The organism is Microcoleus sp. N9_A2, assembly GCF_036701775.1.
Lineage (GTDB): Bacteria > Cyanobacteriota > Cyanobacteriia > Cyanobacteriales > Microcoleaceae > Microcoleus.
In genome coordinates, this window is record NZ_JAUBRH010000029.1 from 48,457 (window position 1) to 68,520 (window position 20,064).

General features: G+C 46.4%; 20 protein-coding genes. 10 read left to right on the forward strand and 10 right to left on the reverse strand.

The window, feature by feature from the left end; genetic code table 11:
- Positions 1-165: 165 nt before the first annotated feature.
- The 3 genes from QUA44_RS17520 (at position 166) to QUA44_RS17530 (ending at position 2,143) form a co-directional block, all read left to right on the forward strand.
- Positions 166-735 carry a tetratricopeptide repeat protein gene (locus QUA44_RS17520; RefSeq protein ID WP_333252514.1) on the forward strand — a complete coding sequence of 190 codons (570 nt, stop codon included), beginning with the start codon at positions 166-168 and terminating at the stop codon, positions 733-735.
- 55 nt (positions 736-790) lie between these two features.
- On the forward strand, positions 791-1,708 hold the full coding sequence (locus QUA44_RS17525; protein ID WP_333252513.1) for a hypothetical protein: 918 nt from the start codon (positions 791-793) through the stop codon (positions 1,706-1,708).
- A 141-nt stretch (positions 1,709-1,849) separates the two neighbouring features.
- Complete coding sequence (locus QUA44_RS17530; protein ID WP_333252512.1) at positions 1,850-2,143, forward strand: DUF3288 family protein; 294 nt, start codon at positions 1,850-1,852, stop codon at positions 2,141-2,143.
- 97 nt (positions 2,144-2,240) lie between these two features.
- On the opposite strand, the gene secA is transcribed toward QUA44_RS17530, so the two are convergent.
- The 5 genes from secA to QUA44_RS17555 form a co-directional block, all read right to left on the reverse strand.
- Complete coding sequence (gene secA, locus QUA44_RS17535) at positions 2,241-5,057, reverse strand: preprotein translocase subunit SecA (RefSeq protein ID WP_333252510.1); 2,817 nt, start codon at positions 5,055-5,057, stop codon at positions 2,241-2,243.
- Between the two features lie 464 nt (positions 5,058-5,521).
- Positions 5,522-5,782: a hypothetical protein gene (locus QUA44_RS17540; protein WP_333252509.1), complete on the reverse strand. Its 261-nt coding sequence runs from the start codon at positions 5,780-5,782 to the stop codon at positions 5,522-5,524.
- Between the two features lie 250 nt (positions 5,783-6,032).
- Positions 6,033-6,347 carry a hypothetical protein gene (locus tag QUA44_RS17545; RefSeq protein ID WP_333252508.1) on the reverse strand — a complete coding sequence of 105 codons (315 nt, stop codon included), beginning with the start codon at positions 6,345-6,347 and terminating at the stop codon, positions 6,033-6,035.
- On the reverse strand, positions 6,340-6,654 hold the full coding sequence (locus QUA44_RS17550; protein ID WP_333252506.1) for a hypothetical protein: 315 nt from the start codon (positions 6,652-6,654) through the stop codon (positions 6,340-6,342). The genes QUA44_RS17545 and QUA44_RS17550 overlap by 8 nt, the downstream gene beginning before the upstream one ends.
- A gap of 85 nt (positions 6,655-6,739) precedes the next feature.
- On the reverse strand, positions 6,740-7,678 hold the full coding sequence (locus QUA44_RS17555) for a ribonuclease Z (protein WP_333252505.1): 939 nt from the start codon (positions 7,676-7,678) through the stop codon (positions 6,740-6,742).
- Between the two features lie 264 nt (positions 7,679-7,942).
- On the opposite strand from QUA44_RS17555, the gene QUA44_RS17560 reads away from it, so the two are divergent.
- Both QUA44_RS17560 and QUA44_RS17565 read left to right on the forward strand, forming a co-directional pair.
- Positions 7,943-9,118: a SpoIID/LytB domain-containing protein gene (locus QUA44_RS17560; protein WP_333252504.1), complete on the forward strand. Its 1,176-nt coding sequence runs from the start codon at positions 7,943-7,945 to the stop codon at positions 9,116-9,118.
- Positions 9,119-9,323: 205 nt separating this feature from the next.
- Positions 9,324-9,548, forward strand: coding sequence for a hypothetical protein (locus QUA44_RS17565; protein WP_015174403.1), 225 nt, complete (start codon positions 9,324-9,326; stop codon positions 9,546-9,548).
- Between the two features lie 197 nt (positions 9,549-9,745).
- Here the strand turns inward: QUA44_RS17565 and QUA44_RS17570 are convergent, their stop codons facing one another.
- A complete protein-coding gene (locus QUA44_RS17570) occupies positions 9,746-11,068 on the reverse strand; it encodes a hypothetical protein (RefSeq protein WP_333252502.1) in 1,323 nt (440 codons plus the stop codon).
- Positions 11,069-11,456: 388 nt separating this feature from the next.
- Between QUA44_RS17570 and QUA44_RS17575 the strand changes: the two genes are divergently transcribed.
- The 3 genes from QUA44_RS17575 (at position 11,457) to QUA44_RS17585 (ending at position 13,424) form a co-directional block, all read left to right on the forward strand.
- Entirely contained in the window at positions 11,457-11,978 is a 522-nt protein-coding gene (locus QUA44_RS17575; protein ID WP_333252500.1) for a photosystem I assembly protein Ycf3, read from the forward strand.
- Between the two features lie 242 nt (positions 11,979-12,220).
- Positions 12,221-12,502, forward strand: a complete 282-nt coding sequence (gene gatC / locus QUA44_RS17580; protein WP_006635952.1) for an Asp-tRNA(Asn)/Glu-tRNA(Gln) amidotransferase subunit GatC — start codon at positions 12,221-12,223, stop codon at positions 12,500-12,502.
- Between the two features lie 205 nt (positions 12,503-12,707).
- A complete protein-coding gene (locus QUA44_RS17585; protein WP_333252499.1) occupies positions 12,708-13,424 on the forward strand; it encodes a TrkA family potassium uptake protein in 717 nt (238 codons plus the stop codon).
- On the opposite strand, the gene QUA44_RS17590 is transcribed toward QUA44_RS17585, so the two are convergent.
- On the reverse strand, positions 13,381-15,012 hold the full coding sequence (locus QUA44_RS17590) for a sodium:proton antiporter (protein WP_333252498.1): 1,632 nt from the start codon (positions 15,010-15,012) through the stop codon (positions 13,381-13,383). The two genes, QUA44_RS17585 and QUA44_RS17590, sit on opposite strands and share 44 nt — an antisense overlap.
- Positions 15,013-15,117: 105 nt before the next feature.
- Between QUA44_RS17590 and QUA44_RS17595 the strand changes: the two genes are divergently transcribed.
- Positions 15,118-15,390: a hypothetical protein gene (locus tag QUA44_RS17595; protein ID WP_333252497.1), complete on the forward strand. Its 273-nt coding sequence runs from the start codon at positions 15,118-15,120 to the stop codon at positions 15,388-15,390.
- 67 nt (positions 15,391-15,457) lie between these two features.
- On the opposite strand, the gene QUA44_RS17600 is transcribed toward QUA44_RS17595, so the two are convergent.
- Positions 15,458-15,985: a hypothetical protein gene (locus QUA44_RS17600; protein WP_333252496.1), complete on the reverse strand. Its 528-nt coding sequence runs from the start codon at positions 15,983-15,985 to the stop codon at positions 15,458-15,460.
- An 81-nt stretch (positions 15,986-16,066) separates the two neighbouring features.
- The gene (locus QUA44_RS17605; protein ID WP_333252495.1) at positions 16,067-18,781 is read right to left on the reverse strand and encodes a cation-transporting P-type ATPase; all 2,715 of its coding nucleotides are present in this window, start codon (positions 18,779-18,781) and stop codon (positions 16,067-16,069) included.
- A gap of 344 nt (positions 18,782-19,125) precedes the next feature.
- On the opposite strand from QUA44_RS17605, the gene QUA44_RS17610 reads away from it, so the two are divergent.
- Complete coding sequence (locus QUA44_RS17610; protein ID WP_333252493.1) at positions 19,126-19,530, forward strand: BON domain-containing protein; 405 nt, start codon at positions 19,126-19,128, stop codon at positions 19,528-19,530.
- Between the two features lie 132 nt (positions 19,531-19,662).
- Here the strand turns inward: QUA44_RS17610 and QUA44_RS17615 are convergent, their stop codons facing one another.
- On the reverse strand, positions 19,663-20,049 hold the full coding sequence (locus QUA44_RS17615) for a hypothetical protein (RefSeq protein WP_333252492.1): 387 nt from the start codon (positions 20,047-20,049) through the stop codon (positions 19,663-19,665).
- Positions 20,050-20,064: the final 15 nt, after the last annotated feature.

A 20,064-nucleotide genomic window follows, 5' to 3' on the forward strand; every position in this document is an offset into this window, starting at 1 on the left:
TAGGGGCAAACCCCCCGTGGTTGCCCCCATACTTGGAATAATTGCGTAAGTCCTATGTTGCTACAAAAACAAATTTAAAATATCAAATAGTTAGAATATCCCTAGAAATCGCGGTTGTTAACTAACACTTGTGGTAAAGTAGTTTCGGCTGTTAAAGTAAAATCTATGACCGCAAATTCCGAGTTAGCAGAGCAGTATTTGTCAACGGGCGATAGCCTTCAGAAATCAGGAAAACTTGAGGAGGCGATCGCTCAATATCAAAAATTACTAGCCATTCCAGCAGATAATGCGATCGCACTCAACAAGATCGCAGAAATTTATTATACGCAACAGAAATATGTAGAGGCGATCGCCTCCTGTTACCAAGCACTTCGCCACCAACCGAATTTCGCCGCAGCCTACAAAACTCTAGGCAATATCCTGCAAGCCCAAGGCAAAATAGACGCGGCGATTCGCGCCTACTCCAAGGCGATCGAATTTGATCCTAATTTTGTCGAAGCCTATGTTAACTTGGGCAGTATGTTTTACAAACAAGGCCGGCTCGATGAGGCTATAACTTACTACCAAAAATCTATTGCTCTTCAACCAGATTTAGCCGTCGCTTATTGGAATTTAGGCAAAAGTTTGGAAGAGCAAGGTCGAATCAATGAAGGTTTATTTTATCAAAAAAAAGCTCTAAATTTACAGCCGGAGTTAGAAGGTAGAAGCAATTTAGTAAAAAATAGCACTTACTGAAGAGGAATGTTATAGTCAGAATAATTAAATCATTAACGATACAAGCTGGATCAACATGGAAATTAACCAGAATCCGCTCGAACTCCTAACGGCTAAAGTACAAGAAACTATTGCCGATATCCAAAACTTAGGCAACCAAATTGATGCAAAATTTGATGAAAGTGCAACTGTATTAACGGCGTGGGTACAATCAGCGCCAAGTTCAATTGTTAGTGCCGGGGCGATCGCCACTCAAGAAGCTTTTAAAATAGCACATAACATCCGTTTTGAGAACCTGCCAACAGATCTGCAAATCAAATTTGCGAGGGCTGGGATGCGTGACGGCATCCGAGAGGTTCAAGAAGCAGCAAAAGTATTTGAATCCATACCCGCCCAAATTCGTGCCCAAGGCCCAGAAGCAGTTCGCAACTTCTGTCAAGATAAAAATTGGAGTCACATCCAAGCCCACGTCAATGGAGGCGGAAGCGAAGCGGCTAACGGGATTTTTGAATATTTTTCGGTGAATCATGCTCGCGGTGGTGTAGACATGACTGCCGCAGAATTAGCAGTCGCTAAGCAAGTTTTAGCGGATGCAGCGTTTAAAGCAGCAGTTGCGGAAATCGTTGGGGCTGCAATGAAAGGGGCGATCGCCGCAGCAGTAATTGAGTTAATATTTTCGATCTTAGAAAATTCGCTATTGTGCGTTGAAGGCAAAATTACCCAGTCAGAGTTAGTCGAAAAAGTCGCCACTGCCACCGCTAAAGCTGGCATTGCTGGTGGTGTTATTACTGGTATTCTGTTAACACTGTGCATGATATTTCCCCCCATTGCCGCGCTTTTAGGTGCCGCAGCGATGCCCTTGGCGGTTGCAGGTATTGGTTTTATGGGAATTCGCGCTTGGGAAATCTTTTGTCACGGCGATCGACTATTTGGTATTACTGAACAAGCACAAAAATTTCTGGGAATGACTGAACAGTTGACAGTTGACAGTTGACAGTTGACAGTTATGATACCCGAATCAAACCGTTTATGAGGCGCGGATTTAAGAGTCTATTCATTAGGTTATTTATGTCCGCGCTTTTGGGTGGCGGTTGCTTGTAGAAACCTTTTCAGATGATTGGGAAACATAAATAGTATGGATTCAGTAGTAAAAACTCAAGATCAGCAGCATCCGCAATACAAGCGCGATCGAGCCAGTGTCGATACTTTATTAGCAGGAGAAGCAACCGACTACAATTTATCGGAATTAGCAAGATTAATAATTCGCTACCGAGGCTTTCCCGGCGCTAGAGATATTCAATCCCACTTAAAAGAAGTTCTTCAAAAATGGAATCATACCGAAGAAACTCTTTACGAAAAAACCCGTAAAATTCACGCCAAAGGTGAAGTTTACAGGAAACAAAAAAGCGATCAAGAAGATTGGCTTTAATCTCAAATCTGCAACTTCCAGGAAGAGCCTGGCAACCAGCAACAGTCAACAGTCAACAGTCAACCGTTAACTGTCAACTGTCAACCATTAACTATTTTCAAACCATCTCTGGCGAAACTTGCATAGCCGGCTGGGGCTGGAACTGGAACAGCGAATAAACCACATTGCGGCGGATATCCGTCATCATGTCCAAAAACAGCTCATAACCTTCAGTCTTGTACTCGATCAGCGGATCTTTCTGCCCGTAACCGCGCAGCCCTACAGACTCACGCAAAGCATCCATTTGTTGCAAGTGTTCCCGCCACAAAGTATCAATTTGTTGCAAAATAAAGAACCGTTCCGCATCTCGCATCAATTCAGCTCGGATTGCATTAACTTCCGCTTCTTTCATGTCGTAAGCGTTGCGTACTTGTTCGTGCAAGAAAGTTTTAATTTCCTCAACGGACAAATCTTCTAGCTGATCCGGTGTCATGTCAGCCAGCAAATAAACAAATTCCTTTACCTTGCTCACAAGTTTTTCGACTTCCCATTCTTCCGAAGGCAAATCGGGATTGATGTATGCTCCCACGATATCATCCATCGTTTGTTCGGCATATTTAATTACCTGTTCCTTGGAGTCCAAACCTTCCAATACTCGGCGACGTTCCGCATAGATTGCTCGACGCTGATTGTTCATCACTTCGTCGTATTCAAATACCTGCTTGCGGATATCGTAGTAGTAGGTTTCGACTTTTTTCTGAGCGCCTTCGAGGGAACGAGTCAGCATTCCAGATTCGATCGGCATATCTTCCTCAACACCGAACATCTTCATCATACCGGCCACCCGTTCACCGCCGAAAATCCTGAGCAAATTGTCTTCCAAACTCAAGAAAAACCGCGTAGAACCGGGATCTCCTTGCCGTCCCGCCCGGCCCCGCAACTGATTGTCAATCCGGCGCGACTCGTGGCGTTCGGTACCGATGACGTGGAGGCCTCCCAACTGCACAACTTCATCATGTTCGCTGCTGGTAAAAGCATCGTACTCGCTGCGAGTTAAATTGTAAGCTTCCCGCAATTTTTGAATTACGATGTCTTTGGTAGGGGCTTTTTCCGAGGCTACAGCCACAATGTCATCGGCTTTCAATTCCGAGAGCGATCGCTCGCCGTACTCCTTCACCGCCAATTCCACCGCCTCCACGAGCATTTGTTTGGCATTTTTCGATAGCTCCGTCGGGAAAATCTGCGCCGAAGCTTTCCAAGACTTGACCTTTTTCGCAGTTTGACCAAAACCTTGAGGTGCGGGGCGGCCACTAATACCAGGCACTTGCACCACCGAAAACCCTTCGTCATCCTCGGGTTGCACGATCCGGGGCATCAAATATTCTCGCAATTTGAGCCGCCCCATGTACTCAGAATTACCGCCCAAAATGATGTCTGTACCGCGTCCCGCCATGTTTGTGGCGATCGTCACAGCGCCTTTGCGTCCGGCTTGAGCAATAATTTCTGATTCCCGCTCCACATTTTCCGGTTTAGCATTCAGCAAATTGTGAGGAATTTTCCGTTCCTGCAGCAGGCGCGACAGCAACTCCGACTTTTCCACGCTTGTAGTACCCACCAGCACCGGCCGACCCATCTCGTGCATTTCCGCGCATTCTTGGGCGATCGCATTCCACTTCCCAGCCTCCGCCTTGTAAACCATATCCGAAAGGTCAGTACGGCTGGTAATCCGGTTAGTGGGAATCAGCGTCACTTCCAGATTGTAAATCTTCTCAAACTCCGTTTCCTCAGTCTTCGCCGTCCCTGTCATCCCCGACAGCTTCGGATAAAGCAAAAAGAAATTCTGATAAGTAATCGTCGCCAGCGTCTGAGTTTCCGGCTGAATTTCCGCCCGTTCCTTGGCTTCTATCGCCTGGTGCAAACCGTCACTCCAGCGCCGTCCCGGCATCACCCGGCCGGTAAACTCATCCACAATCACGACTTCGCGATCGGGAGTGACGATGTAGTTAATATCCTTAATAAACAATTCCTTCGCCTTAATCGCATTAAAAATGTAATGCGCCCAAGGGTCAGCCGGGTCGTACAAATCCGTAACACCCAACAAATTCTCAGCTTCACCAAACCCTTCATCGGTCAATAGCACATTCCGAGCCTTTTCGTCAACCTCGTAATGTTCTTCATTTTCCTTTCTCAGAGCAGCAGCTACCTCAGCTGCCCGCATATACTTTTCACTGGGGCGTTCCACCTGGCCGGAAATAATTAAAGGCGTCCGTGCTTCATCAATCAGCACCGAGTCAACCTCGTCAATCACGCAGAAATTAAAAGGACGCTGCACTACATCTTCCATGACAGTAGCCATGTTGTCGCGCAAATAATCAAAGCCGACTTCGCTGTTAGTGGCGTAGGTAATATCGCAGCTATAATTTTTCTTTCGTTCTACCTGATCCATGCCCTGCTGAATCAGTCCCACAGTCAATCCCAGGAAGCGGTGCACCTGTCCCATCCATTCCGCGTCCCGTCTTGCGAGATAATCGTTGACGGTGATGATGTGTACGCCTTTACCATTGAGGGCGTTGAGGTAAGCTGGCAGCGTCGCCACAAGAGTTTTGCCTTCACCGGTTTTCATTTCGGCAATTTGGCCTTTGTGCAGGATAATGCCCCCGAGGAGTTGGACATCAAAGTGGCGCATTCCTAAAACCCGTTGTCCCGCTTCCCGCACGACTGCAAAAGCCTCCGGCAAGATTTCGTCTAGGATCTCTTTCTCCTCGTTGAGAGATTTAGCTTTTGCCAGACGTTCTTGAAACTCCGCCGTTTTGCCTCTGAGGCCGTCGTCTGAGAGTTCGCGAATGTCTTCTTCCAAAATATTGATATCAGCTACCCAAGGCTGAAATTTTCTCAGTTTGCGCGCGTTGGGATCGCCTAGCAGATTTTTAAACATGGCAGGAGAGGCAGATTTTTAATAATTTAGCTATTAGCTTTCAGGGTTACGGGCTGTAGTGTTAGCCACAACATATACCCTCCCCGATTGTAGCAACCATTGGGTCTGCTAAGCCGTCGAAGGAGTCGTTGGGGGCGATCGATCGATTTTGGATTTTAGATTTTGGATTGAAGAATTGATTCCTCTTGCCCCCTCCCGATTAAGCAAATCATTTCCAGAAACTATTGAGTAAGGGCGTTATGCGGGCATTTTGTGGATTAGGTGTATAGCCCGAGGGCGGATGAGAAGATTTTAGAGCAACGGGAAGTCATTGTAATTATGTCATTCTGAGCGAAGCGAAGAATCTCGCTCGATTCTTCGGGGAGTTTACTTGCAGAACCCTTCACTCCGTTCTGCAAGTAAACTCCGGGTCGGGATCGGAATGACAGACAATAGATGCGTAAGTCCTGTACTCAACAAAACGGTTACTGATTTTTATTGACGAGCTTATAAGCTTGATAACCTCCGTAGGTTAAAAGTGCCCCTGCTGCCAGAATTCCTCCAACTGAGAGAGTCACTGGAGCAGTCACAATAGTTGTTGCTGTCGTTGTCAAGCCCAACCAACCTGCGACACCAGCAGCAGGCACTGTTGCAGTAGTGGCTATAGGTACGGTGGCAATTGTAATTGAACCCAATGACGAACCACCAAGTGCAGCGATTCCAGCGAGCCAACCGTTGTTTTCCATTTTTCTAACTATTGTGATAATTTTATATCTTATTTCATAATTTACTGCATATTTTATGGCCTGTCAATATCGAATTAAAACAAATTAGGATTTTCCAGTGTTTGCACCGGGCTGCAACGCAGCATTTTAAAATATCTATCTCAACTATCTCTAAATTTAGGACACACTTCAAACGCTAATTGCGATCCATAAAAACAAACATCAAACTCATTAAAAAAATTAGTTCGCCCTAAAAGAATCGGAATATTATTCACCCTAGTCCAGGCAAAACTAACTGAACTGGCTCAAAGTCCCCTACTTTTGCCAAGACTAATAATCCTTTCGTTTTAGCACTCGCTAAATTTCCTGCTAAAGTAACAGAAAATCTTTGGTCTTCCCAAATTGCCCCTAATTGCACCCCAACACTATAGGGCAAAACATTTACACTAGCTCCTGTATCTAGTAAACCCATAACCTCAACAGAACGATTTTGATAAGTTAGTGTTAAAGGCAGATACGGAACATCAGCTAAAACACCTGACTCATCTCGTTTAGGTTGAAAAGAATATCGCCTACCATTAAACATTTTGAGTTTTTTTTTGTTCTGTTTCTAGTAACTGCATTAATTGCTCTGCTGCACTATTAGAAGTATGCACCGAATACATGATTTCAGCAGATTCGTTGCCCATGACAATTCCTTCTTCTTTCGCCAATTCTGCTATTAAAAACAGCATCATCTGAAATTTATCAGTACGGGACAATTGCTGAAGTTGGGTTAATAATTCAAGATTTGACATAAAACGCCATTGAATTGGTTTTTTTATTTTACCACGACCTTGAGATTTAAACCACTCCAAAACAGTAGTGTCAATCTCTAATTCCTGAACAGGCAAGATGCCTGTTCCACAAAGAATGAATTTGATTGTGGAACAGGCATCTTGCCTGTTCTTGAGAATGGTGTAAGATGTGAGATTAACCCTACTCTTCAACAGGCCTGGGCACTTCGTAAGTCAAAAAGTCATAGGCCATTTTCGTATTCGGAAAAATTGCCTGCGCTTCCTTGAGCAAATCGTCTAGGACGATCGCATTCCCCGGAGCATAGCGCGGGCTAAAATGCGTCATAATTAACTGTTTCGCCCCAGCGATCAAAGCCACTTGAGCCGCCATTGTGGAAGTTGAATGCAGGCGATCAAATGCCATTTGAGCATCTTGATGAGCAAAAGTAGCTTCATGAACCAACAAATCAGCATCCTTCGCTAATTCCACGGCCCCGTCACAAAAAACCGTGTCAGTACAATACACAAACTTGCGCCCGATTTGATCCGGGCCACAAAAATCAGTACCTTTAAACTGTCGCCCGTCCTCTAACTTTACGGTCTTTCCTTGTTTTAATTGACCGTAAATCGGCCCAGAAGGAATACCCACAGCCTTTGCTTTTTCAACATCAAAATGTCCCGGACGGTCTTTCTCAGTTACTCGATAACCAAAAGCAGTAACTCGGTGCTTCAAAGGGCCACAGCTAACAATATATTCGTCATCTTCATAGATAACTCCCTCGTGAATTTTGTGTACCTTAACCGGGTAAGAAAAATGAGTTTGAGAATAGCGAACACCAGCTTGCAAATATTCTTCTAGTCCCGGAGGCCCGTAAAGATCGATGCGCTTGACATTCCCGGCCAAACCGCAGCTAGCCAGCAAACCCATTAAGCCGAAAATATGGTCGCCGTGCAGGTGAGTGATGAAAATGCGGCTTAGTTGGCTGACTTTGAGATCGCTGCGGAGAAACTGGTGCTGAGTTCCTTCGCCACAGTCAAACAGCCAGAGTTCCGCTCGCTGGGGCAAACGGAGGGCGATGCTGGAAACGTTGCGCGATCGCGTGGGTACGCCGGAGCTAGTTCCGAGAAATGTAATCTGCAAGAGTTAAATCACCTCAATTAAGTCTTAAAAAATATGTTACATATATCCAGAGTGCGACAAATCCGACCTATAGGAAATAGTCGCAGGCAGGAACCGGGATAAATCGCTGTTCCTGCGAACATCTCTTCGCTAAAATCATTTTTGACAAGCGTACAGAGTGATCCACCCAATTCTAACGTTTTGTTTCTTCCGTTCCCCTTCCTTTTTTCCTTGCCTTCCCTTAAAAATTCTTAAACTCATACAGCACAGGAGGAAAATTTTCAAATGCAGTCAGGAGTATTTTTTGATTCCGTTTTTTCGACATTAAAAAAACGCTACTTTTGGATTGCGCTGTTGTTTTGGCTGGCAATGGTAGCCCCAGCACAGGCCGCGCTGATCTTGCGAGTGGCGGTACAAGACGGGGCAAGTCAGGTAAAAGTCGGCAGTTCTACTAAGGCTGCAATCCGCGACGGTAGCGGGCGCAATTTGGGCGAACTGTCGGCAAACAGTTCTCAGTCGGCTCAATTTCGATCGGGAACAGTGGCAATTGGTCGCTGGGCGGCCAACCAAGTTTGGATCGAGCCGACGGGGAACGGTTATGTTTGGATTGGCGATCGGTGGTATCGGGGACGCACGCTTCTAGTTCCCCAAAAAGGAGGCTTGACTGCCATCAACTACGTCGATATCGAACAGTATCTCTACAGCGTTCTCGGCGCCGAAATGAGTGGCAATTGGCCTCAAGAGGCTTTAAAAGCGCAAGCAGTCGCCGCCCGTTCCTACGCTATCCACCAGCGCCTGAAAAGCGAAACCGAGCTTTACGATGTGGACAACACTCAGTCTTCGCAGGTTTACAAAGGACTGCAAACAGAATCTTCTGGGACTTATTCCGCAGTCGATGCAACCGCCGGCCAAGTTCTGGCTTACAACGGTCAGATTATTTTAGCCGTTTTCCACTCTGCGTCTGGGGGACATACTGAAAATGTCGAGGATGTTTGGACGGAACCCTTGCCTTACCTGCGTGCTGTTCCTGACTTTGACCAAGGGGCGCCGGTTTACCAATGGAAAGAAAGTTTTTCTCGGGCTCAAATCAGCAGTAAGATTTCTGGCGTGGGCAATGTGATCTCGATGAAGCCAGAACGCACTACCGCTTACGGCAGCGTTTTGAGGATGAAAGTAGTTGGAGATGGCGGTTCTAGGGTCATGACTGGCGCAGATTTACGCCGGGTTTTAAATTTGAGGAGTACGCGGTTTACCGTGATTCCTCAGTATGGGGGCGGTGGGAACCCAAGGAACAGTGGCCAAGCTCCTACCGGTTTTCAGGTTGCTGGCAAAGGTTTCGGCCATGCTGTAGGAATGAGTCAGTGGGGGGCATACAATTTGGCCAGACAAGGATACGGCTACCAGCAGATTTTGTTGCACTATTACCGAGGTGCTACTTTGGCTAGAATTGCAGTCCAGTAACTGCTGGGAATTGGGAATTGGGAATTGGGAATTGGGAATTGGGAATTGGGTCGAAAAGCATTGGGAATTGGGAATTGGGAAGTGGGGCGAAAAGCATCTTCGCCGAAAAGCATTGGTTATTAGAGCCAACAACAAATAACCAATAACTACTAACTACTGCCAACTGCCAACTGCCAATTGCCAACTAACTACATTAAGGATTGCTATGCAAAAGTGGGAGTATTTATTTGTGGATGCGAATATGTATCCTTTTGGAAACAAGCTGATTAGTTTATATGTAAACGGTGAAGAACAGCGAGATTGGAAACAAGGCTCGCTGCATCTATTTGTCAATCATTTGGGCGAGGAGGGATGGGAACTTGTGGCTCTGGATCACGACTCGAAGTATGACCAAAATTGTTTGATTTTTAAACGCCCTAAGCTTATTTAATAAAACTCGGAGTATAAAAACTTCTGACATCAATAAAAATTGATATTTTCCACAATTCTTAGCAACGGGCTAGAAGCCCGTTCCACACACAACAAAGATATTTTATTGTGGAACAGGCATACTGCCTATTCTTGAAAAGGATGCAAGATTTTAGTGTAACCTAACTTAACAACAAAAAACTGTTTTTTTCATTAGTATTACAAGTTGTCCGAGCGATCGATCCTGCGCTGCCATTCGGCATCTATTTTGGCTGACTGTTCTAGTTCTTGTTGGGTTAATTCGGTTTCTGTTGTATAAGCTAAGTCTTCTCCTGTCAGAACGTTTTCTGCTGCAAATTCCTGGGCGTAGGCCAGTTTTTTGAGCAAGTTGGCATCGGGTTCGTTTAATAACATTGCTCGCTGCTGACGCTCTTGATTGCGGGATTCTATCCGGCTATTTTTCCACTGAATCCAGAAGTAGCGAATTAAAGGAATTGCGAGAAATCCGACGCCGTAAATCAGGAGCATGGGATAAACAGCGCTGACGAAACCGATAAATCCACCGGCGAGCAAATTATTAGTTAATAGATTCCCCAAAACTAACGCACCGACAAGATTGACGGCTCCTAACCCTGCTGCGAGCATGATTTGTCCTGAACTGGCGTTGCTGAAACGCCACAGCATTTCTCGCAAATAAGCTGCTACTGGTTCAGAATTTCTCTCGGTGGCTGTGGTTTGCAATTGCGGGAAGTGGTACACTATTTCCCCTTCGGGACTGACTTCGGGGCGGCCGTCAAAACGGGCGAGGGCTGGTAACATATATTGTTCGTATTCTCGGGCGTATCCTTGTCCGAGATTGTCTAGATATGGGGCAATTTGTTCGGCGGCGACGGCACCTCGGTTGTTGCGAATTGCGGCGGCAATATCGCTCCACTTGCGCTCTTCTAGATTGTTATTGGGATTGCCGTCTCCAAATATAAAGGAGAAAACGGCTTCCAGAAAACTCATCTCGGGTTTTTGGCCGGTTAAGCGCGATCGCTGCTGGTGGTATCGTTGGTCGTGGTTCCAGTAAAATATCCCGCTTAAGTCGTTCCAGAAGTAGGGAAAAAACGAAAAGCCGCCGCCGCTGTCGCCCCCGCCGCCACCGTCTCCTCCTCCCCCGTTATTGCTGTCGCTGCTGGAGAGTAAACTGGAGACTAAAATAGTGATAGCAACAAAAATTAAGAGGATGGAAGCTACCAGCACTATGCCAAAAGATACTCGAATCAGGTAAAATAGAATTTTCCAGATTTTTTGCCACCATTCCTGCAATTGCAAGCGCAAGAATTTGTTTCGCAAAATATCTCGAAAGTTCTTGGGAAATAGGTAGGCAATGTCGCCGGATTCTGCTACTTGCAGGTTGCCGCCTGCTTCGGAGGCGAGGGTTAAGAGTTCTCGCTGGGCAAAATTGACATCTAATCCAGCTTTGGCCGCCACGTCTCCAACCGTAACGCGGTAGCCAAGTTGTTCGACGGCTTGCATAATGGTGGGATTCGGAGCCATAGGTTTCTCTCTGTGAAAATTACCTGGTTATTTTTATTATATATTGCGGGAATTCGATCGCGTTTTGAGACCCTGGTTTTTGATTTTTTTTGATGCTGCGCTTGACTTTGGAGCCAAATATTGCTAGTCTTTTGACCGATCGCCCGTAGGATGCGGCAAATAGGTTAAAGAAATGTGGTTTTTTTTGCAAGTCCGGCAAGAGTTATTTAAAATAGATAGGGCTTGCGCGGGCGTGGTACGCAAAGCCGTATTTTGAGGTTTGCAGTTGTGTCTCACAAGCCTTTTTAGTGTCCTCGGCACCACTCTCAACCCAAACAGTTGCAAAACTCTTAATAGGAAAACTTTACAGGCTAATTTTTCTGATTAGCCACTAACCAAAGAATCGCATATGCCAAGAACTCAACGCAACGATAACTTTATTGACAAAAGTTTCACGGTAATGGCTGATATCATCCTGAAGATTATGCCGGCGAAAAAGCAGGCGAAGGAAGCTTTTGCTTATTACCGGGATGGTATGTCGGCTCAAGCTGATGGCGAATATGCGGAAGCGCTGGACAATTATACTGAAGCGCTGAAGTTGGAGGAAGATCCTTACGATCGCAGTTATGTCTTGTACAATATGGGGCTGATCCATACTAGCAACGGCGAACACGATAAAGCTTTGGAATATTACAGCGAGGCCCTGGATCTCAATCCGAGAATGCCACAAGCGCTGAATAATATTGCTGTAATTTACCACTATCAAGGGGAAAAGGAAAAGGAAGCTGGCAATGTTGAAGGGGCGGAAGGGCTTTTTGATAAAGCTGCGGATTATTGGAAGGAGGCTATTCGCTTGGCGCCCAATAATTACATTGAGGTGCAAAATTGGCTGAAGACGACTGGCCGATCGCAGATTGATGTGTATTTCTAACTATGATGGGAATGGGGCATCGGGCAGAGTTAGTAGTTAATAGTTAGTAGTTAAGCTGTTCTGCATTTAAATTGGATGTCAAAAAACAATTAAACTCTTGTGGGGTGGGCGTCCCGCCCGCCTCGACCATGCAATTTAAATGCGCGACAGCTTAGTCGTTTCTCTAATAACCAATAACTAATAACCAATTCCCCATGCCCTATTCTCCATGCCCAATTCCCAATTCCCAATTCCCGATTTTTATGATTGACAGAGAAGAAGTTCGGAAAGTAGCGAATTTAGCGAGATTGGAATTAACGCCGGAAGAAGAAGAGCAGTTTACTGGTCAACTTAACGGTATTTTGGATTATTTCGAGCAGTTGAGTGAACTAGATACGAGTAAGGTGCAGCCGACAACGCGGGCGATCGATGTTAGTAATGTAATGCGATCGGACGATTTGCAACCTTTTGCTAAGGGAGAAAGTATTTTGGAGGGAGCTCCCGATCGCGATGGGGAGTTTTTTAAAGTGCCTAAGATTATGTAGGGTTCGCACTGCGTAGCTAACTGAGGGAAATCTTTTCAGGGGTTGGCTCCTATGCCCACCCCAAAAGCAGATTAAACTAAGTGTGGAACAGATAATAAGTAAGCCCGATAAAAGCCACCCCACAAGATTAAACTGATAGCAACCTAAAACAATCTCACTCATAGGGATAAATCTGTAACGTTCATTCTTAGGGTGACAAATAGTCATGTACATATTAATTGGTGGAGCAGGAATGATGGGGCTGGGTTTAGCCCAGCAGCTATTAAAACTCGGTCATACGGTTGCAATCATCGATGCCGACCCGCTTGCGTGTCGCTTTGCTCGCGAAAAAATCGGAGTGATGGCATTTGAAGGCAGTGCGGTGAGCACAACGGTTCTTCTGGAAGCGGGAATTAAACAAGCAAACGCAGTCGTTGCAGCACTCAGGGATGATGCACTGAATTTAGCGCTGATTACCCTATCGAGGAGCTATGGCATTTCCCATATTGTGGTGCGAATGCGCGATCGCGAATTCATGGAAGCCTATCGACTTGCCGGAGCCAGTCACATCATCAGCACGATTGATTTGGCAGTTGCATCAATGGCAAATGCGATTGAATACCCCCAAATCGAGTCTATGATGCACTTTGAACACGGGCAAGTCGAGGTACTAAAGCTGCCAGTTCCAGGCGATTGCAAGGTGGCAGGTCGCACCGTTGCTCAAATTGCTCAAGACCCTCGTTTTCCAACAGGTTCGCTGATTATTGGTTATCAATGCCATGCCTGCGCCAATCTGGAGATTCCGAACGGCAATACAGTTCTTGAAGCAGGTTCTACCATTCTCGTCGTCACTCGTCCAGAGCTAGTTCACCAGATGATTGATTACCTCGGCATTCGTGCTAGTCATCTGCCAACGTTAGAAGTTTCTCATCCAAATCTTTGATGTAAGGATGAACCAGATCCTCTGGGACAATTCGCTTGCGGAGGGCATCGCTAACGGCTCCTTTTTCTGCTAAAAGTAATCGCCGTCGAATCGTATCTAGCCCGCTGCGATCGCCCTGTACTTGCCTGGCCCGATGTTTATTGTAGAGATCGCGCAGCACTCGCTCAGAGTGTGCTACTCGTGCTTGATATGATGCCCATAACTCTTCGTAAACTGCCTTCGGTAACACGCCAGATTTCAGCAAACTATCTAGCTCATCTTGAGCCGCTTTGGAAGCGATCAACTGAATCTGTAACTGCCCAGCTTCCTGCATTACATCAGAAACACGGCTAATTTTTAGTCGTTTTACGATCCACGGTAAACTTAATCCCTGTCCGACCAAGGAGAATAAAACTGCACCGAACACCAGGGCAATGATGTTATCCCGTCCTGGTAGGGTTAATGGAATCGCAAGAGCTAAGGCCATTGAGAGAGACCCTTTAATATTCCCTAAAACCAAAACGTGCTGCCAGCGTAGCGGAATGGGACGATCGAACCAGCGCAACCCCGCTAATAACAAATAGACCGAGAGAATCCGTCCCAGTTGATAGGCCAGAATGACGAATAAAATGGATGGCAAAATTCTCCACAGCGTCAGCGGGTTAATTTCAATTCCAATCAGCAGGAAAATAAACGTATTGACGCTAAAACCAGCGTATTCCCAGAAACTTAGCAAGGTAATCCGATCCGAGGCAGACGAACTGCGAGGCAGCCCAAGGTTGCCAAAAACAAGTCCGGTGATGACCACCGCCACTGCGCCCGATACGCCTAAAAATTGTCCGATTTGGAAGGTTCCCAATGCGAGAGCGACGGTTAGCAAAAGGCTACTCAACGGATCGTTTAAGCGAACAAATATCGGCACGCTCAAGTAACCTAAAACACCCCCGACCAGTGCCCCACCTAAGGCAACCACGAGCAGTTCCTTCACGCCTTGTATAGCGGTGAGAGAGCCTGTCGCATAAATGACCAAAAGCAAATTAAATGAAATTAGAGCAGCCGCATCATTGAACAGAGTTTCTCCTTCCACGATGGTAGATAGCCGGGAAGGCACACGGATCTCCTTAAAGACCGCGATCATCGAAACTGTATCAGTGTTTGCCAGAATGACTCCGATCAGCAACGCCGGAATCCAGTCTAGTCCTAGCCCAAATTTAACCAGAATAGCGATAATTGCTGAGGAAAAGATCGAGCCTGGACCCGCCAGCAGCGCGATCGGCTTAAAGGTGCTGCGGAGACGGCTGATATCGGTATTGATAGCTGCTTCAAAAATCAGAATTGGTAGAAAAAGATTTAATACTAAAGATGGGTCTAAACCAATTCGACGCGACAAGAGCTCAGTAATGGGCAAGCCTGCTAACACTAAGCCCGTCACATAGGGAATTCGCAACCGTTGGGTTACGAGTGCAACAACAGTTGCAATCAGCAGCAGAATGATCAAGATTATGACCAATTCAGGAATGACTCCTGCCGTTTGGCTATTTGTAGCAGGCTCGCTGCCCAAGGGAGTTTGTTGCGCTACAATCGACTCTATCACCGATACTCCTGGCATAAACTCGTTTTCCTCAAATAAATTGACAGATTAACTACGGTTTTAGTCTACAGGAAACGGTTCACTCTGTTGTAGGCGTAACTGCAATTTATGTGGTGTATTTGGATGAATGCCGATGAAGCTGAAACAGCATTTCTGGGTTGGTTAGGCGATCGGGGCGATCGTCCTGCAGCTATTGTTGCGACCAAACTACCTCACAAAGACAACAATCTGATATCGCTGCGATGTCATTACCTCCTGTTGAACCCAAACTGCCTTAAAAAGCAACAATCTGATACTGAGCGTAAAACTTCACACTTTGGGAGCATCTCATATTTGTTAAAACACTTCTTCTGGCTCCTTTCTTCTTCCTTCTTCCTCTTTCTTCCTCGCTCCTAGCTCGCAACTCCAATTTCTAGCTTGGCTGCAAAAGTGAGATCCTCCCTCGCCCTTTCTTACCTTAAATTTATGTAGCATCATAGACACGCCACGTCAGAATCTCCCAACGTTTAAGGACAGGTTCAGCAATCACGATCTCATTTTCTCTTGCCTCCATGACGATCAAATAATCTCCCTGGTTAAATCTGTCATTGTAAATTCTTGCTTGTTCTTCTGGCACCAACCATCCTTGAAGTGCGCCATATAGACCGCCAGCAGTTGCAGCAATCCCACTTCCAAAGAAAGTTGCTAAAATGCTTTCCACCGCTAATGCCTGACCAATACCGGGAATTAGCAGGCTGCTGAGTCCAACAATTAAGGCTAGTGAACCTAGTCCTATGCTGCCAGAGATCGCGCCTACTTGTGCACCTGCTGCTCTTGTGATTAAAATTTGCTGCACGCCCAGAGAGTCCAAATCATCATTGTCTGAAGGTTTAGCAATCACTGAAATCTTGTGCATGGGGAAGCCCCTGCTTTTTAGCTCAACTAGCGCCTGTTCTGCGTTTCGATGATTAGTAAATAGGCCGCTAGCACGTTTGATATTTTGGTAAGTCATGAGAAATATTCAATATTCAACGCTACAAAATGGGTAAATAATGTGTAAAGCCGCTTTGAATGGGCACATCAAAAAAACCACTTAGTTCAGAGGTGCAAAACGCTTTAGCAAAGCTGACAAAGGAATCATTGGCAGTCCGAATCCGATACAAATTAAGCCTTGGATTGTGTTCAAAGCTTCTGTGTCGAATAACTGATTCATCATGCCCCATTGGCTAAACAGGAATTGGAGAATGAAAATAGCCCCAATGCCGATCGCTACCGCATAGCCAACCGATTCATCTTTACCGCGTAGTTTGGCGACGATCGCCGGAACGAAGCGACTGATGCTTAATAGGTAAAAAGCTTCGGCTGCAACCAATGCTTGAATTGCCATCGTCCGGGCTAGAGCTTCATTGCCTGTGGTTTGGACGATCCATTCAAACATCCCAAAGATCGCAATCCAGTTAAATACCGAAACTGTCAGAATTCGAGCCGTCAGCCGGCGAGACAGCAGCGGTTCATTGGCCGGTCGAGGTGGATGTTGCATGACATCGGGAGAGGGCGGCTCAAATGCTAACGGTAAGCTTAATGCAACTGAACTGACCATATTCAGCCAGAGAATTTGTACTGGCAAAATGGGTAGCGGGGTTGCCAGAAGTACGGCAATCAAGATGGTCATGGACTCTCCACCATTCACGGGCAGGATGAAGGCGATCGCCCGCAGCAGATTCTTATAAACCGTGCGTCCTTCCTCAACTGCTTTCTTGATCGAAGCAAAGTTGTCATCCGTCAGAATCATATCTGCGGCTTCTTTTGTGACTTCAGTGCCCGTGATGCCCATCGCTACCCCAATATCAGCTTGCTTCAGGGCGGGAGCATCGTTAACTCCATCTCCAGTCATCGCCACAATCTCGCCCTGAGACTGAAGGGCTTCGACAATGCGGAGCTTTTGCTCTGGCGCTACACGAGCAAATACACAGCTTTGTTCAACAGCATTAACTAATTCCTGCTGATTCATTTGAGCGAGTTCTTGACCCGTAAAAACGGGAGCCTCTTGGGTTTGATTTAGTCCCATTTGTTGCGCGATCGCTGCTGCTGTTTTGGCATGATCGCCCGTAATCATCTTGACCTCAATTCCAGCCGTCCGACAGGCTTGAATTGCCTGAATTGCTTCGGGGCGAGGCGGATCGATCATGCCTTGCAGCCCCAGAAAAGTTAACCCTTGCTCAATATCAGAATGCTCAACTGAAGATTGGGAAGCGGGTACAACTTTCTTGGCAAGTGCCAGAACTCGCAGCCCTTTTTTCGCCATCCTCTCCACGGCTTGCTCGATCGGCGCGGGGTTGAGGGCGATCGCCTCTCCCTCTTCATCAAGCATCTGGCGACACCGCTTGAGAATTGCCTCGATCGAACCCTTGACATAAATCAACCGTTCTGGATGAATGTCATGTAAGGTTGCCATGTATTGAAACTGCGATTCAAACGGCAATGTATCGAGCCGGGGAAGCGCTTCCTCTAGTTTCTCAGTAATTAACCCCGCTTTTTGGGCTACCGCAACCAGCGCCCCTTCCGTCGGGTTGCCGACTACAGTCCAGTTTCCATCTTGCACTTCTAGATGCGAATCGTTGCACAACAGTCCTGCTTGCAGGCATTCATATAAGGCAGGTGCGTTCGCCAGGTCAACCGAGTGTCCATTTACAGAAATTTTCCCGTCTGGTGCATATCCTCCACCGCTAACCCGATATCGCTTTCCACCGGCATCGATCTCTTGAACAGTCATTTGATTTTCTGTCAAGGTTCCGGTTTTGTCGGAACAAATCACGGTGGTGCTGCCCAGCGTCTCAATTGCCGGAAGTTTGCGAATAATGGCGTGCTGCTTTGCCATTTGGGAAACCCCGATCGCCAGTGTCACCGTTAAAATCGCGGGTAAGCCTTCAGGAATTGCGCTGACGGCAAGTGCTACAGATGCCTTGAACACCTCAACCCAAGAAAATCTCTGGGCAATGCCTGCGGCAAAGGTGAAGGCAGCCAAACCTAAAATGACATAGAGCAAGGTTTTGCTAAATTTGTCAATTTTGCGACTCAGTGGGGTTTCCAACGTGGTACTTTGCTGCATCAGTTGGGAGATGTGTCCGGCCTCGGTCATGTCACCAATGCTGACGACCAGTCCGCGTCCCTGTCCAAACGTTACCAGGCTTCCGGTATACGCCATGTTCGTGCGATCGGCCAGTGCAGCGTCTGCCTCTAGCGCCTGGGAGTCCTTCTCAATCGGGACAGATTCTCCCGTTAACCCTGACTCATCGACCTGTAAGTCACGGACTTCGATCAGCCGTAGATCCGCAGACACTTTATCCCCAGAAGACAGCAAGACGAGATCGCCAGGAACCAGTTCGCTGGATGAAACCACTTGCTTTTGACCGTGGCGGAGAATGGTTGCTTCGGTGGTAACTGATTTTGCTAAAGCGGCGATCGCATTCTCTGCCTTTGACTCTTGAACGAAACCAATGGTGGCGTTAGTCAGAGCAACCCCAAAAATTACCCCTGAATCAATCCACTCTTTCAGAAATGCTGTAACTATCCCAGCAGCTAACAAAATGTAGATTAGCGGCTGATTCAGTTGCTGAAAAAATCGCAACCAGGCACTTTGCTGTTTCGGAGCCGTTAGTTGATTGGGGCCGAGGCGATCGCGCCGTTGGGCTGACACGTCGGAAGATAGACCTCTTTCCAGGTCAGTCTCTAAAAGCCGAGCTACTTTCTCGACAGAGAGGTGATGCCAAGAGTGTTCTACTAATTTTTCTACATTTGTTGCAGTCATAACGCTTCTTGTCAAGCCAAGTGCTTCTCTGTTTTTTGGTCTTGTTTCTAGCGTCATTGATGAATGTGAGCAAAAAGTGATGGACTGATTTCTGTTACTCACATTTGGATCACATTTGCTTCCTATACTTAGGAAGAGAACCGATTGAGATAGCTTATGGACTTGCAAACCTTAGTTCACTGGATTTGATTTATTGTTGCCTTTTATGAATAGGCTTGTCAAAAGCATTACTTTTGATAGATGAACTATCGTACATTCGCTTGTTAAGTTGAAAGGCTCAAAGACTTCATGCTGAGTTTTATCAGCAAAATTGCGTTTTACAACAAACAAAACAAACAAAAAATATGCAATTATTAAAGCTATTGGTGCAAGGAATCAGCGTCAGCACTGTTGCAATTTTGGGTTTAGGTGCTTGCACCCCCCCCAATACTTCACAGACAACTGTTCCATCTACTTCTGCTCCCACAACTGCCACTGGAAATACGACTGTTCCAACCGCTTCGGCGCCTGCAACCACGACCGCACAGACGCCTCAGAATCAAGACATTGACGATATTGCCGATCGCGTAGAAGAGGCCTTAGACTCCGATGCCACCCTCAAGCAATTCGATTTGGACGCAGACGATCGGGATAATTCGATTGTGTTAACAGGGCGCGTTCAAACGGCAGAACAAAAAGCATTGGCAGAACAAATTGCTCGGCAAACTGCACCGAATATTTCGCTCAATAACCAAATCGTCCTTCAGTAGTTCCTAAGAGTGAAGTGGCAAGAGCATTTGGCGCTTCTTGCCACTGAAAAAAATGCGCGATTGCAGAAAGAAAACCTATGGATTTAACAACCTTATTTGACTGGATGCGATCGCAATATTGACACAATAGCCTCATTCAACTATCTCGTAACGGACTAACTGGCGAACATTTTGACGCGATAACTGTAGTTCTTGCGCGATCGCTGTCTCTATCTGGGTTGCGTCAGTCATTGGCAATTCTAATTCCAATCGCTTCAAAATGGGTTCTGCTGTTTCTACCGCAACCTGGGTTGTTCCTTGTTTTCGGTTAATCACCGCGTTGATCAGCAATATATTGACAGACACCGTTGCTTTAAGCTGGGTATCTGCCTGAAGTTTATTCTTTGCGATCGAGGGTTGTTGTAATTCTTGAGCCATTAGGAAACTGGAGCTAACCCAAAACGCGATCGCCACAAACGGCAATGGCACCCAAAACTCTGCGCCTGATGCTTTTAGCCAACGTTTAGTTACCTGCCACATACTACACCTATCTGT

Excerpts from the sequence above, each read along its gene's own strand:
- QUA44_RS17520 (WP_333252514.1), top strand. The coding sequence starts at position 166 with ATGACCGCAAATTCCGAGTTAGCAGAGCAGTATTTGTCAACGGGCGAT.
- QUA44_RS17525 (WP_333252513.1), top strand. The coding sequence starts at position 791 with ATGGAAATTAACCAGAATCCGCTCGAACTCCTAACGGCTAAAGTACAA.
- QUA44_RS17530 (WP_333252512.1), top strand. The coding sequence starts at position 1,850 with ATGGATTCAGTAGTAAAAACTCAAGATCAGCAGCATCCGCAATACAAG.
- secA (WP_333252510.1), bottom strand. The coding sequence starts at position 5,057 with ATGTTTAAAAATCTGCTAGGCGATCCCAACGCGCGCAAACTGAGAAAA.
- QUA44_RS17540 (WP_333252509.1), bottom strand. The coding sequence starts at position 5,782 with ATGGAAAACAACGGTTGGCTCGCTGGAATCGCTGCACTTGGTGGTTCG.
- QUA44_RS17545 (WP_333252508.1), bottom strand. The coding sequence starts at position 6,347 with ATGTTTAATGGTAGGCGATATTCTTTTCAACCTAAACGAGATGAGTCA.
- QUA44_RS17560 (WP_333252504.1), top strand. The coding sequence starts at position 7,943 with ATGCAGTCAGGAGTATTTTTTGATTCCGTTTTTTCGACATTAAAAAAA.
- QUA44_RS17565 (WP_015174403.1), top strand. The coding sequence starts at position 9,324 with ATGCAAAAGTGGGAGTATTTATTTGTGGATGCGAATATGTATCCTTTT.
- QUA44_RS17570 (WP_333252502.1), bottom strand. The coding sequence starts at position 11,068 with ATGGCTCCGAATCCCACCATTATGCAAGCCGTCGAACAACTTGGCTAC.
- QUA44_RS17575 (WP_333252500.1), top strand. The coding sequence starts at position 11,457 with ATGCCAAGAACTCAACGCAACGATAACTTTATTGACAAAAGTTTCACG.
- gatC (WP_006635952.1), top strand. The coding sequence starts at position 12,221 with ATGATTGACAGAGAAGAAGTTCGGAAAGTAGCGAATTTAGCGAGATTG.
- QUA44_RS17585 (WP_333252499.1), top strand. The coding sequence starts at position 12,708 with ATGTACATATTAATTGGTGGAGCAGGAATGATGGGGCTGGGTTTAGCC.
- QUA44_RS17590 (WP_333252498.1), bottom strand. The coding sequence starts at position 15,012 with ATGCCAGGAGTATCGGTGATAGAGTCGATTGTAGCGCAACAAACTCCC.
- QUA44_RS17595 (WP_333252497.1), top strand. The coding sequence starts at position 15,118 with ATGAATGCCGATGAAGCTGAAACAGCATTTCTGGGTTGGTTAGGCGAT.
- QUA44_RS17600 (WP_333252496.1), bottom strand. The coding sequence starts at position 15,985 with ATGACTTACCAAAATATCAAACGTGCTAGCGGCCTATTTACTAATCAT.
- QUA44_RS17605 (WP_333252495.1), bottom strand. The coding sequence starts at position 18,781 with ATGACTGCAACAAATGTAGAAAAATTAGTAGAACACTCTTGGCATCAC.
- QUA44_RS17610 (WP_333252493.1), top strand. The coding sequence starts at position 19,126 with ATGCAATTATTAAAGCTATTGGTGCAAGGAATCAGCGTCAGCACTGTT.
- QUA44_RS17615 (WP_333252492.1), bottom strand. The coding sequence starts at position 20,049 with ATGTGGCAGGTAACTAAACGTTGGCTAAAAGCATCAGGCGCAGAGTTT.